General features: G+C 42.2%; 8 protein-coding genes. 7 read left to right on the top strand and 1 reads right to left on the bottom strand.

Going from position 1 to position 13,328, the window contains the following annotated elements:
• Window positions 1–54 precede the first annotated feature (54 nt).
• From LKD48_RS01900 to LKD48_RS01885, 4 genes are all read left to right on the top strand, one after another.
• Complete coding sequence (locus LKD48_RS01900; protein ID WP_262536755.1) at window positions 55–3,528, top strand: DNA polymerase III subunit alpha; 3,474 nt, start codon at window positions 55–57, stop codon at window positions 3,526–3,528.
• Between the two features lie 138 nt (window positions 3,529–3,666).
• The gene (gene pfkA, locus LKD48_RS01895) at window positions 3,667–4,641 is read left to right on the top strand and encodes a 6-phosphofructokinase (RefSeq protein WP_308731005.1); all 975 of its coding nucleotides are present in this window, start codon (window positions 3,667–3,669) and stop codon (window positions 4,639–4,641) included.
• A gap of 159 nt (window positions 4,642–4,800) precedes the next feature.
• Window positions 4,801–5,565 (top strand): TrmH family RNA methyltransferase, encoded by a 765-nt coding sequence (locus LKD48_RS01890; protein ID WP_308731004.1) that lies wholly within the window; start codon window positions 4,801–4,803, stop codon window positions 5,563–5,565.
• A 297-nt stretch (window positions 5,566–5,862) separates the two neighbouring features.
• Entirely contained in the window at window positions 5,863–7,911 is a 2,049-nt protein-coding gene (locus LKD48_RS01885; protein WP_308731003.1) for a transglycosylase SLT domain-containing protein, read from the top strand.
• A gap of 73 nt (window positions 7,912–7,984) precedes the next feature.
• Here the strand turns inward: LKD48_RS01885 and arcC are convergent, their stop codons facing one another.
• Window positions 7,985–8,917 carry a carbamate kinase gene (gene arcC / locus LKD48_RS01880; protein WP_308731002.1) on the bottom strand — a complete coding sequence of 311 codons (933 nt, stop codon included), beginning with the start codon at window positions 8,915–8,917 and terminating at the stop codon, window positions 7,985–7,987.
• Window positions 8,918–9,381: 464 nt separating this feature from the next.
• On the opposite strand from arcC, the gene queA reads away from it, so the two are divergent.
• The 3 genes from queA to ligA all read left to right on the top strand — a co-directional run bounded on the left by queA (window position 9,382) and on the right by ligA (window position 13,303).
• The gene (gene queA / locus LKD48_RS01875; protein ID WP_308731033.1) at window positions 9,382–10,407 is read left to right on the top strand and encodes a tRNA preQ1(34) S-adenosylmethionine ribosyltransferase-isomerase QueA; all 1,026 of its coding nucleotides are present in this window, start codon (window positions 9,382–9,384) and stop codon (window positions 10,405–10,407) included.
• A gap of 16 nt (window positions 10,408–10,423) precedes the next feature.
• Entirely contained in the window at window positions 10,424–11,134 is a 711-nt protein-coding gene (locus tag LKD48_RS01870; RefSeq protein ID WP_308731001.1) for a pseudouridine synthase, read from the top strand.
• 201 nt (window positions 11,135–11,335) lie between these two features.
• On the top strand, window positions 11,336–13,303 hold the full coding sequence (gene ligA / locus LKD48_RS01865; protein WP_308731000.1) for an NAD-dependent DNA ligase LigA: 1,968 nt from the start codon (window positions 11,336–11,338) through the stop codon (window positions 13,301–13,303).
• Window positions 13,304–13,328: the final 25 nt, after the last annotated feature.

Raw genomic sequence — 13,328 nt, 5'->3', positions numbered from 1 at the left:
AATCTCGCGAGCAGGAATTGTGATGAGAATTGACCACAAAAGAAGGAGGCTTCTATGGCATTTACACATCTTCATGTGCATACAGAGTATAGTCTGCTCGACGGTTCATGTAAGATAAAGGAATTAATTGACAGAGCAAAAGAGCTGGGGATGCAGTCCCTGGCGATTACAGATCACGGCGTCATGTACGGCGTGATTGATTTTTATAAAGCAGCAGTTAATGCAGGTATAAAGCCCATTATAGGCTGTGAGGTTTATGTGGCACCGGAATCAAGATTTGACAGAGAAGCAGGCGGACAGGGAGATGATCGTTATTATCATCTGGTGCTGTTAGCAGAAAATGATACAGGCTATCATAACCTGATGAAGATTGTTTCAAGAGGTTTTACGGAAGGCTATTATTATAAGCCGCGTGTAGATAAAGAACTTCTTGAAAAATATCATGAGGGCATAATTGCACTAAGTGCATGTCTGGCAGGTGAGGTGGCAAGAAATGTCACAAGAGGTCTTTATGAGGACGCAAAAAAAGCAGCGCTTTCCTATGAGAAAATTTTTGGAAAGGGAAATTTCTTTTTAGAACTGCAGGATCATGGAATCAGTGCACAGGCAACTGTTAATCAGGCACTTCTTCGTATGAGTGAGGAGACAGGGATTGAGCTTGTAGCAACAAATGATATTCATTATATAAATGCAGAAGACGCAGAGCCTCATGATGTACTTTTATGTATACAGACCGGAAAAAAGGTAAACGATGAGAACCGCATGCGCTACACGGGAGGCCAATATTATTTAAAATCTGAGCAGGAAATGCGTGATCTGTTTCGTTATGCACAGCAGGCGATTGACAATACAGCAAAAATTGCAGACAGATGTAATGTTGAGATTGAGTTTGGAAAGACGAAGCTTCCAAAGTTTTCTGTGCCGGATGGCTACACATCAGAACAGTATCTTGAGAAGCTTTGCCGTGAAGGATTGGTGCGCCGTTATGGTGAGGAGGCATCACAGGTAGAAAAACGTCTTGACTATGAGCTTGGTGTTATAAAAAAGATGGGCTATGTTGACTACTTTTTGATTGTGTGGGATTTTATTCATTTCGCAAAATCAAAAGATATAATGGTTGGTCCGGGACGAGGTTCAGCAGCCGGAAGTGTAGTTGCCTACAGTCTGGAGATAACAGATATTGAGCCGCTTCGCTATCAGCTTCTGTTTGAGCGTTTTTTAAATCCAGAGCGTGTATCTATGCCAGATATTGATGTAGACTTTTGCTTCGAGCGCCGTCAGGAAGTAATTGACTACGTTGTAGAAAAGTATGGCAAAGATCAGGTCGTTCAGATTGTTACATTTGGTACGCTTGCTGCAAAAAACTGTATCCGCGATGTTGGACGTGCACTTGATTTGCCATACTCGCTTTGCGATATGATTGCTAAGCTTATTCCGGCTGAATTAAATATGACAATTGACCGTGCATTAAATGTCAACCCAGAGCTTCGGTCTCATTATGACAGCGATCCGCAGGTTAAAAAACTTATTGATCTCTCAAAGAGGCTTGAAGGTCTTCCGCGTCATACATCAATGCATGCAGCAGGCGTTGTCATAAGCCAGCGTGCCGTAGACGAATATGTGCCGCTCTCAAGAGGAAGCGATGGTGCAGTTGTCACACAGTACACTATGACAGCCTTAGAAGAGCTAGGTCTTTTAAAAATGGATTTTCTGGGACTTAGGACGCTTACAGTTATACAAAATGCAGTAAATAATGTGAAGCGAAGTCAGGGCATTGCATTAGATATCAGTAACATTGATATGAATGATTCACAGGTACTTGCCTCAATTGGAACAGGTCATTGTGAAGGTATTTTCCAGCTTGAGAGTGCAGGAATGAAAAACTTCATGAAGGAGTTAAAGCCAGACAGTCTTGAGGATATTATCGCTGGAATTTCTCTATATCGCCCAGGTCCTATGGATTTTATTCCGAGATATTTAGAGGGAAAAAATAATCCGGAAAAAATCACATACGAATGCCCACAGTTAAAGCCGATTCTTGAACCTACGTATGGATGTATAGTGTATCAGGAGCAGGTTATGCAGATTGTTCGTGATCTTGCAGGCTATACGCTTGGACGAAGCGATCTTGTGCGCCGTGCAATGGCTAAAAAGAAAGCAGCTGTTATGGAGAAAGAGCGTCAGAATTTTGTGTACGGCAATGAAGAAGAAGGTGTTCCGGGATGTATTTCACGCGGAATTGATGAGAAAACGGCAAATCATATATATGATGAGATGATTGATTTTGCAAGATATGCGTTTAATAAGTCACATGCTGCAGCATATGCGGTTGTAGCATATCAGACGGCTTATTTAAAATATTATTATCCTGTTGAATATATGGCTGCACTTATGACGTCTGTAATTGAAAATTCTGGAAAAGTTTCTGATTATATTCAGGTTTGCCGTAAGATGGGAATTTCAATCGTTCCGCCTGATATAAATGCCGGTGAGTGGGATTTTTCTGTGCGCGATGGAAAAATCTGTTATGCATTATCTGCCATAAAAAGCATTGGAAGAAATGTTATTTTAGCGATGGTGCGTGAGAGAAAAGAAAATGGAGCATACACAGATCTTCAGAATTTCTTAGAGCGCATGTATGGCGGTGAGTTAAATAAACGAGCCGTTGAAAATCTGATAAAGTCAGGTGCGATGGACTGTATTGAAGGCAACAGAAGACAAAAAATGGAAGTTTATTCCTCTATTATGGATGAATTAGCCAGAGAACAGAAACACTCTATGACAGGACAATACAGTCTGATGGATTTTTTAGAGGGACCGCAGAAGGATGACTTTAAGATTTCATTCCCCAAGGTGCCAGAATATGAGCCAGGTGCACTTCTCGCAATGGAAAAAGAGGTGCTTGGAATTTATATCAGTGGTCATCCGCTAGAGGCTGACAGAAGTCTCATCGAGAAAAATATCACAGCAGTCAGCAGTGATTTTATTCAGGATGAGGAGACTGGAATGGCAAGGGTGCGAGATCAGGCCATTGTTACGGTGGCAGGAATGATTGCAGCAAAAACAGTTAAGACAACAAAGACAAACCAAATGATGGCATTTCTGACGCTTGAGGATTTACGAGGAACTCTTGAGGTGATTGTTTTTCCAAAAGATTACGAAAAATATCGCGCAATTCTCAGTCCAGATCAGAAAATTTTTGTTAAGGGTCGCGTGTCACTTGGAGATGAGGTGCAGGGAAAACTGATCTGTGAAAAGATAGTGGCATTTTCTGAGATTCCGGGTGAGCTGTGGATTCAGTTTCAAGATCTTGAAAGCTACCAAATGAATGAAAAGAAGCTTCTGTCTATGTTGGCACCGTGGGATGGAAAAGACACAGTAGTGGTTTATCTTTCCAACACAAGACAGTACCAAAAGCTGCCGCCAAGCCGATGTGTCGGCATTTGTCCACAGCTTATTGACCAGCTTGACCAAGTATTTGGAAAAGAAAATATAAAAACATTGAAAAAAATCAAGGAAAAGCTCTAAATTGTATTGAAAAACTTTGCAAAATCAATTAGAATAAGTATTGGTAAATTTTTAACACACTTTACCAGACAGCAAGAAAAACACAAAATGCAAAGCAAAAAGATAAGAAACATGTCAAGACAGCAAGGAGGAAACGTCATGGCAAATAAAGTAAAGACAATTGGTGTATTAACAAGTGGAGGAGATGCTCCAGGCATGAACGCCGCAATCCGCGCCGTTGTTCGTACCGGTATTGCGAAGGGGCTGAACGTAAAGGGTATTATGAGAGGTTACGCCGGACTGCTGAAAGAGGAGATCGTTGATATGGATTCTCGCAGCGTATCTGATATTATCCAGAGAGGTGGTACTATCCTTTACACAGCAAGATGTGCAGAGTTCCGTACAGAGGAGGGTCAGAAGCTTGGTGCAGAGATCTGCAGAAAGCACGGAATTGATGGTATCGTTGTAATTGGCGGTGACGGTTCATTTAATGGAGCATGTAAGCTGGCAAATCTGGGAATCAATACAATTGGTCTGCCGGGAACTATTGATCAGGATATTGCTTGTACAGATTATACCATCGGCTTTGATACTGCAATCAATACCGCAATGGAAGCAATTGATAAGGTAAGAGATACTTCTACATCTCATGAGCGCTGCAGTATCATTGAGGTTATGGGAAGAAGCGCAGGTTACATCGCTTTATGGTGTGGTGTTGCAAATGGTGCAGAGAATATTCTTCTTCCAGAGTATTATGATGGCGATGAGCAGGCACTGATCAATCAGATCATTGAGAATCGTAAGAAGGGTAAGAAGCATCATCTGATTATTAACGCAGAGGGTGTTGGTCATTCCGCAAGCATGGCAAAGAGAATCGAGGCTGCTACAGGCATTGAGACCAGAGCAACCATTCTTGGACATATGCAGCGTGGTGGAAGCCCGACCTGTCTGGATCGTTATTATGCATCTATGATGGGTGCTCGTGCCGTAGATCTTCTGTGCGAGGGTGCAAGTAATCGTGTTGTTGCACTGCGCGATGGTAAGTTTGTTGATTATGATATCAACGAGGCACTTGCAATGAAGAAAACCATCTCTCCATACGAGTACGAAGTAAGCAAGATGCTGTCTAGATAACTGAATGTTTTTAGAATTGCTAAGTTTTCAGTAACGGAGCAATTCGTAAGTATCATAAGTATCAGTATAAAAGAAAAAGAACGAAAGTGGCCCACGGTCTTGACTGTGGGCTATTTTTATAGGAAAATAACTTAAAAAAATAAGAAAAGAGGGCGATTTATGAATCAGCAGCAAAAATATATTTTGAATTTACAGAGAAAATCCAGGGAGAGAAAGCGTGAGCAGGCATTTGTAATCGAGGGAAGAAAGATGTTTGAAGAGGCACCGGCAGATCGTGTAAAAATGATTGTGGCATCAGAGTCTTTTTGCAAGAGTAAGGAAGGTGCTGCGCTTCTAAAGGGAAAAAAATTTGACGTAGTAAGTGATTCGATTTTTGAGACGCTTTCAGATACAAAGACACCGCAGGGTATTCTTGCAGTAGTAAAGCAGCAGCCATATTCATTTGAAGAGCTGTTGGGAAAAGAAAGAGCATCCTTTTTGCTTATCTTAGATCATTTACAGGATCCGGGAAATTTAGGAACAATCATGCGTGCAGCTGAGGCAGCAGGCGTGACTGGTATTTTAATGAGCAGTGACTGTGTTGATATCTACAATCCAAAGACAATACGAAGCACTATGGGTGCTCTTTACCGCGTGCCGTTTGTCGTATCAGAAGATTTTGCAGGCGATATAGAGCGCTTAAAAAAGGCAGGTGTAAGTACATATGCCGCTCACCTAGGCGCAACAATCAGCTACGAAGGAGCAGACTATAAAAAGCCTTGCGCATTTATGATTGGAAACGAGGCGAACGGTCTGTCAGATGAGGTAGCAGCGCTTGCAGACTGTAAGATTCTGATTCCAATGGCAGGACAGGTAGAATCATTAAATGCGGCAATGGCAGCCACTGTTTTGATGTTTGAGGCAGCAAGACAGAGACGAAATTGAGTTTGCCGTTAGAAACAACGCACGGAACGTGCGGTTTTGCGAATTGGTGTCCAGTGAACTGTAATAAAACTAGGCCTCCTGTCGATTTGCGCGACGGCTCTCCCCAGAAAGCAGTTGACAATATTTATTAAAAATGTTACAATGCGTCTGTAACAAAGTTGTAATAAGTTTAATAAAATTGAAACAGTTATTACATAATTATGATATTTTTCATGTCTAGGACGGTAAAAAATACTGTTTGCGAAAAGTAAATGTTTCACAGACATGAAAATAAAAATGGGAGAGGTCAAATATTCAATGAAAGCTAGAGTAAAAATTCTTGTGAATGGAGCGGCAGCAACGCTTTTAACTGGTGCAGTTGCAGCTGGACTTATTATTTCTTCAACAGGTGCACTCCAGACAAAGAATAATGATGTTCTCGCCGCGCGTGAGCTTGATGAGACACAGGAAGAGATGACAAAAGAGCAGGAATCTCAGACAGAGGTTAATGCAGAATTAGTCAGCGCTGAACGTTATCAGCTTGGCATGCTGTGGGAACATGAGCTAACGGCGAAAAAGACAACAGAAAAGTCAACTGAGTCTGACGAAAAGCGTACAGAAAATGAGAAACGTTCATCAAGTGCATCATCTGCAAGCAGTCCGTTGGCAAGTTATTTTTCAAAGCAGGCACTTGTAAATCCAAATACAGTAGGCAATTACTTAAATGTGCGAGTACAGGCAGATGAGAGTGCAGAGGTGGTTAATACCATTAAGGCAGAAGAGCTTGTATCTGTTCTTGGCGAAGACGGTGATTGGACAAAGATTGGAGTAGACGATATGGAGGGCTGGGTAAAAACCGAGTACCTTCTGACAGGAGAAGAAGCTGCAGCGTATATGCAGGAGAACGGAACTCTTTATGCAAGAGTAACTGTTCCGAATATGAACATTCGTCTTCGTCCTACAACATCTGCAGATATTTTGGATGTAGCATATGAATACGATGCTTATGAAGTCAGCTTGCTGGAGTCTGGCTGGGCATACTGTGTATATGACGGACCTATGAAGGGGTACCTTTCAGCAGATTGTCTTGCTGTTTCATACTCACTTGGAGAAACATGGATCAATACTGATATTGCTTTAACAGAGGAGAATGCAAAGCAGCTAGGTGTTGCAGTAAGCGAGAGCAGCGCAGAAAATATCGTACTGGCATCTGCAAATAAAGTTAATGTCAATGCTGATATATCAACTAAGGAGACAGCTGCAGGCAATCAGGAAGTATTAACAGTTCTGTCACCAGATCAGGTAATGGCAATGGCATCTCAGGCAGAAACGGTAAGTTCCCAGCAAGAGGAATCTAAAGTACAGCAGGATACTGTGCCATCATCTAGTGCAGCAACGAACGAAAATGGTACAGCAAACAGTGAGGTAGCAGCACCGTCTGAGCCGGCACAGCAGCCATCATCTGATACTGTACAGCCAACAGTACCAGAAACGCAGCCATCTTCTGAGACTATACAGCCAACAGTACCAGAAACACAGCCATCTACTGAAGCTGTGACAGTAACAGGTATCGAAGCTTTCTATGTCGGCGGTACTAAGAGTGAAGGAGATGTAGTTTGCAGCAATGAGGTATATGTCGTAGCAGCATACAGTGATGGAAATTATGCAACGATCACAGAAGGCTGGTCAAGCAATGATATAGGAATGATGCTTCACGCTGGTGAAAACGTAATTACATTGTCTTATGGCGGCTTTTCATCTAATATCGTTCTTACAGTGGCAGCAGCATCGTCTGCGGCACCGACAACACCAGAGACACAGCCGGTAGCACCAGAGACACAGCCGGCGGCACCAGAGACACAGCCGGCGGCACCGGAGACACAGCCAGCAGCGCCAGAGACACAGCCAGCGGCACCGGAAACGCAGCCAACAGTACCGGAGACACAGCCGTCACAGCCAACTGGAAGCATCCGTGTCACTAATGTTGCACTCAGCAGTGATTTGACACAGTATACATTAAATCTTTGCAGTCAGTATGGTGTGGACAGTTCAGTAATATTCTCTGTTATGTATCATGAGAGCCACTTTAACGCAGGTGCTACAAGCGGAAGCGGTGCACAGGGATTGATGCAGATCATTCCAAGATATAGTGCATCTCGTATGGCGAAGCTTGGTGTTACTAATCTGTATGATCCGGCATCTAACATCTTAGTTGGAATTGATTTGCTAGCAGAGTATTATCATACATATGGCAGTTGGAATCAGGCACTGACAGCATACCGTACAGGAAACGCAGGAAATGATTCTGCTTATGCAGCAACGATCCTTGGAAGTGTAGGAATGTTCCAGACTGTTTACTACGAATAATTATGAATAATAAAAAAGAGGTCATGTCGTTTTGGACATGACCTCTTTGCAGTTTGTGATGATGTAAATCAAATCACTTGGTAATCAATGTACCGGTCTTTCCTGCAAGTGCTTCCTTTACCTTATCGAGGGATGTGATGATTGCCTTGCGGTTTTCACCTGCAGCTACAAAGCTTACAGCTGAAGCAAGCTTAGGCAGCTTTGTTTCCTTTGCCATAGTCTGGCTGTCGATAAGCTCCATTGCCTCTGCAACAGATAAATGATCTGGAGAGAACTCCTGCGGTGTATCTGCATGAATGACAAAACGTTCAGTAGCAGATAAGAATAAAAGAACATCTGCGTTTAATTCGTGTGCCATCTTAGCAGCTGTGGCATCCTTCTCAATAACAGCACTGGCACCCTTTAAAACAGGACCCTGCTCTAATACAGCAATACCGCCGCCGCCGGCTGCGATTACGACCTGTCCGGCATCAGCAAGTGCACGAATAGCATCAATCTCATAGATCTCAATCGGGGCAGGGGATGCAACGATACGGCGGAAGCCGCCTTCCTCTTCACGAACAAAATTACCCTTGTCACGTTCTGCCTGTGCCTGCTCAGCTGTCATGATACGGCCAATAGATTTCAGCGGATGACTAAATGCATGATCAAATGGGTCAACCTTAACCTGTGTAATAATGGTGGATACTGTGTTAAAGATACCTCTGCGAAGCAGCTCAGTACGGATCTCATTCTGAAGGTCGTATCCAATGTAGCCCTGGCTCATAGCACTGCAGACTGCCATAGGTGCAACTGTAAAATCCTGATGTGCATTGCCAAATTCGGTCATAGCCATGTGAATCATACCAACCTGAGGACCATTGCTGTGTGTGATAACAATCTGATATTTTAATTCTGCAAGGTCAGCAATAGCTTTTGCTGCCTCCTTAACAGCAGTCTTTTGCTCTGGAAGCGTCTTTCCAAATGCATTGCGGCCAAGCGCAACGACGATTCTTTTTTTCGGCATAATGAAAACCTCCCTGTTATTTAGCCACGTGAATTGTAACTATTATTTTCCCTATCATCATACCATTGTAGAGAAAACAAATCAACGAAAAATCCAAAATACACGTAAAAAGTTTTTAAGTTGATACAGTTCTTGTATAAGCCAATATTTACAGCAAAGCCCGAAGGTGAATGGATTTCACGAGCCGGACACTTGGAGCAGGTCTTTCAAAGTAACGTATAATAAGAAAGAACTTAACAGGAACCTGCGTAGTTTGGTCCGGCGACGAAACCATTGCACCTAAGGGCTTTTGTAACCTAGAAGAGTAGTAAAGTTTTAGTTCTTGTATTTGCGAAAAAATTATGATATGCTACATGAGTATTAGAGGGCTTTTTTATATTTGGAGGCAATTAATAATGGAAACTATGGAAACAAAAGTAAATACAACAAATGAGACAGAATCTGCAGCACATCAAACAGGTATGATGGATATAAATGATTTTGACTATGATCTGCCAGAGGAGCTGATTGCACAGGATCCAATTGAGGATCGCAGCAGTTCAAGACTGCTTTTACTGGATAAAAAGACAGGCAAGACTCAGGATAAGATTTTCAGAGATATTATCGATGAATTAAATCCAGGTGACTGTCTTGTTATAAATAATACAAAGGTTATTCCAGCGCGTCTGATGGGTGTTAAGGAAGATACTGGTGCTCACATTGAGGTGCTTTTGCTAAAGAGAGAGCAGGATGATGTCTGGGAGGTACTTGTAAAGCCAGGAAAGAAGGCAAAGCCGGGAACAATCATTACATTTGGTGATGGACGTTTAAAGGCAGAGGTGCTTGAAGTTGTAGAGGATGGAAACAGAAAGATTCGTTTTTCTTATCAGGGAATTTTTGAAGAGATTCTTGATGAGCTTGGACAGATGCCGCTGCCGCCTTACATCACACACCAGCTTAAGGATAAGAATCGTTATCAGACTGTTTATGCAAAGTATGAAGGCTCAGCAGCAGCACCGACAGCAGGACTTCATTTCACAAAGGATCTGTTGAAGAAGATTGAGGAAAAGGGTGTTGTTATCGCAAGCGTAACTCTTCATGTTGGTCTTGGCACATTCAGACCTGTAAAGGTTGAAAATGTTCTTGAGCATCATATGCACTCAGAGTTTTATCGTATCGAGCCAGAGGAAGCAGAGAAAATCAATGCAGCAAAGAAGGCTGGAAAACGTGTCATTGCAGTAGGAACGACAAGCTGCCGCACGTTAGAGTCAGCATCTACAGAGGATGGTATTTTGAAGGCGCAGAGTGGATGGACGGATATTTTCATTTATCCGGGTTATCATTTTAAAATGGTAGATGCCTTAATTACAAACTTCCATCTGCCAAAGTCTACGCTCGTAATGCTTGTTTCTGCACTTGCTGGAAGAGAGCATATTTTAGCAGCCTACAAGGGAGCTGTTGAAAAGAAATATCGTTTCTTCTCATTTGGCGATGCGATGTTTATTCACTAAGAAAGGATATTTATATATGGAAGAAACAGTTCGTTTAAACAAATTTTTGAGTGAAAAAGGAATTTGCTCCCGCCGTGAGGCAGACCGTCTTGTTGATGAGGGAAAGGTCATGGTCAATGGCGTGTGTGCTGTTATGGGACAGAAGGTAAGCAGTGCAGATGAGATCGTTGTGGACGGAAAAAAGGTCAGCACAAAGCAGGTTAAGCCAGTATTGATCGCAGTCAATAAGCCGGCAGGAATCGTGTGTACGACAGCTCGTTTTGAGGGTGAGAAAAATATTGTAGATATGGTAAAATATCCTACTAGAATTTATCCGATTGGTCGTCTCGATAAGGAATCTGAGGGTCTGATTTTAATGACTAATCTTGGAGATCTGGCAAATGAAATTTCAAAGGCAAGCAATTCTCATGAAAAGGAATATGTTGTCACAGTTAATAATCAGGTAACAGAGAGCTTCTTAGATAAAATGAGAAGAGGTATGCATCTTGAGGAGCTTAATGCAGATACTATGCCATGCGTCTGCACAAAGACAGGAAACAGAGAATTTCATATTATTTTAAAGCAGGGCTTAAACCGTCAGATTCGTCGTATGTGCGCAGCATGTGGCTATCGTGTAGAGACATTAAAGCGTATTCGTATCATGAACATTCATCTTGGAAATATTCCGCAGGGAAACTTCCGTAATGTGACTGACGCAGAGTTTGATAAATTGATCAAGGATTTGTAAATGCCAGGGTCGAAAAGTTACAAGCTGATCATGCTTGCATGAATAGGCTTGTGACCTTGAGACCCGTTAAAACATGAGGATGCAGCGATTTTCGAAGAAAATCAGCGAATCCGAATGTTTTTAGAATTTCGAGAGTTACGAAGTAACGGAGAAATTCGTAGGCATTTAAATACAATAGTGAAAGGAAAAGGCAGGTTTATTATGTCCGATTTGGAGCGTATGAAGGAGCTGGTAGAGCAGCTTGATGCGGCGGCGAGAGCATATTATCAGGAAAGCAAAGAGCTGATGAGCAATAAGGAATATGATGAGCTTTATGATGAGCTTGCCGCATTTGAAAAAAAGACTGGAACAGTGCTTGCAAAAAGCCCGACTGCACATGCCGGATATGAGGTATTAAGTGCACTTCCAAAAGAAAATCATCCATCACCAATGCTGTCTCTTGATAAGACGAAGGAAGTGTCGCAGCTTCAGGAATTTTTAAAAGATCAGACAGGCATACTTTCCTGGAAGCTTGATGGTCTTACTATTGTATTAACATATGAGAATGGTACATTGACAAAGGCTGTGACACGTGGAAATGGAATCACAGGAGAGGTTGTCACACAAAATGCCAGACAGTTTGAAAATCTTCCAGCTAAGATTCCATTTAAGGGGCGTCTGGTGCTGCGTGGTGAGGCAGTTATTTCCTATAAGGATTTTGAGCGAATCAACGAGGAAAATCCTGATGCGGATGCAAAGTATAAAAATCCGAGAAACTTGTGTGCAGGTTCTGTGCGCCAGTTAAATAGTCAGGTAACAGCAGGCCGTCATGTTCAGTTTATCGCATTTGCGCTCGTCTCGGCAGAGGATATGACCTTTAATAATTCAAGACGCTGCCAGTTTGAATGGCTTGCTGCGCAGGGGTTTGATGTTGTGACATACCGCATGGTAACTTCGACAGATCTTCCTGATTCTGTGAAGTGGTTCGCAAATCATATTGAATCGAATGAACTGCCATCAGATGGACTAGTTCTTTTGATGGATGATATCGCCTATGGTGAAAGTCTTGGAAACACAGCTAAATTTCCACGAAATGCCATGGCATTTAAGTGGAAGGACGAGACGGCAGAGACTACCCTTAGAGAGATTCACTGGAGTCCATCACGCACGGGACTTATAAATCCTGTTGCCGTGTTTGACCCTGTTGAGTTAGAGGGAACAACAATAACGCGTGCGAGCGTCCATAATGTTTCGATTGTGGAAAGCTTAAAACTTGGAATTGGTGATACAATCACTGTTTACAAGGCAAATATGATCATTCCTCAGATTGCAGAGAATCTGACACAAAGCAGTAACTTAACAATTCCGTCTGTCTGTCCAGTCTGCGGCGGACCAACAAAGCTTGTTACTAATGACGAGGTAACATGTCTGTACTGTGAAAATCCTGCATGTACGGCAAAGCAGACAAAAGCCTTTGAACTTTTTGTGAGCAGAAATGCCATGAATATGGAAGGTTTGTCAGAAGCGACCATTGAAAAGTTTATCGACTCTGGCTTTATTCACAGCTTTGCCGATATTTTCCATTTAAAGGAACATGCAGATGAAATTTGCAAGATGGATGGCTTTGGTGAAAAGTCATGTTCCAATTTGATTGCCTCAATTGATAAGGCAAGAAAGGTTAAGCTTCCAGCATTAATCTATGCACTTGGTATTCCAGGGATTGGTGTGGCAAATGCAAAGGTGCTTGCGCGTGCTTTCCACCAAGATCTTGATAAGCTTAGGGCAGCCACAGCAGAAGAACTCACTGCGGTTGATGGTATTGGCGAGGTTATGGCACAGGCTGTCTGCGATTATTTTAACGATTCAGAAAAAATGGGACAGTTAGATTCGCTCCTTAAGGAACTGGAACTTGTTTTGGAAGAAAATAATGAAAAACAGTATCTTGAAAACCTTACATTTGTGATTACCGGATCTGTCCATCATTTTGCAAACAGAAATGAGCTGAAAAACTATATTGAAAAGCATGGCGGCAAGGCAGCAGGGAGTGTATCAGCTAAGACAAGTTATCTTATTAATAACGACAAAGAATCAACTTCTTCCAAAAACAAAAAGGCAAAGGAGCTTGGTGTTTCTATCCTTTCAGAAGAGGATTTTCTTGATCTGTGCAAAAAAATGGAAGCTGGCGAGTAACGTAAAAAATGTATTCAATAAATAT

Source organism: Anthropogastromicrobium aceti (genome assembly GCF_020687335.1).
Lineage (GTDB): Bacteria > Bacillota > Clostridia > Lachnospirales > Lachnospiraceae > Anthropogastromicrobium > Anthropogastromicrobium aceti.
The sequence above is the reverse complement of the archived record's forward strand: the minus strand, read 5'-3'. Positions and strand labels throughout refer to the sequence as shown.

What these genes read in the sequence shown, in the direction of transcription:
- LKD48_RS01870 (WP_308731001.1), top strand. Translation starts at nt 10,424, where the DNA reads ATGGAAGAAACAGTTCGTTTAAACAAATTTTTGAGTGAAAAAGGAATT.
- ligA (WP_308731000.1), top strand. Translation starts at nt 11,336, where the DNA reads ATGTCCGATTTGGAGCGTATGAAGGAGCTGGTAGAGCAGCTTGATGCG.
- LKD48_RS01890 (WP_308731004.1), top strand. Translation starts at nt 4,801, where the DNA reads ATGAATCAGCAGCAAAAATATATTTTGAATTTACAGAGAAAATCCAGG.
- arcC (WP_308731002.1), bottom strand. Translation starts at nt 8,917, where the DNA reads ATGCCGAAAAAAAGAATCGTCGTTGCGCTTGGCCGCAATGCATTTGGA.
- LKD48_RS01885 (WP_308731003.1), top strand. Translation starts at nt 5,863, where the DNA reads ATGAAAGCTAGAGTAAAAATTCTTGTGAATGGAGCGGCAGCAACGCTT.
- pfkA (WP_308731005.1), top strand. Translation starts at nt 3,667, where the DNA reads ATGGCAAATAAAGTAAAGACAATTGGTGTATTAACAAGTGGAGGAGAT.
- LKD48_RS01900 (WP_262536755.1), top strand. Translation starts at nt 55, where the DNA reads ATGGCATTTACACATCTTCATGTGCATACAGAGTATAGTCTGCTCGAC.
- queA (WP_308731033.1), top strand. Translation starts at nt 9,382, where the DNA reads ATGGATATAAATGATTTTGACTATGATCTGCCAGAGGAGCTGATTGCA.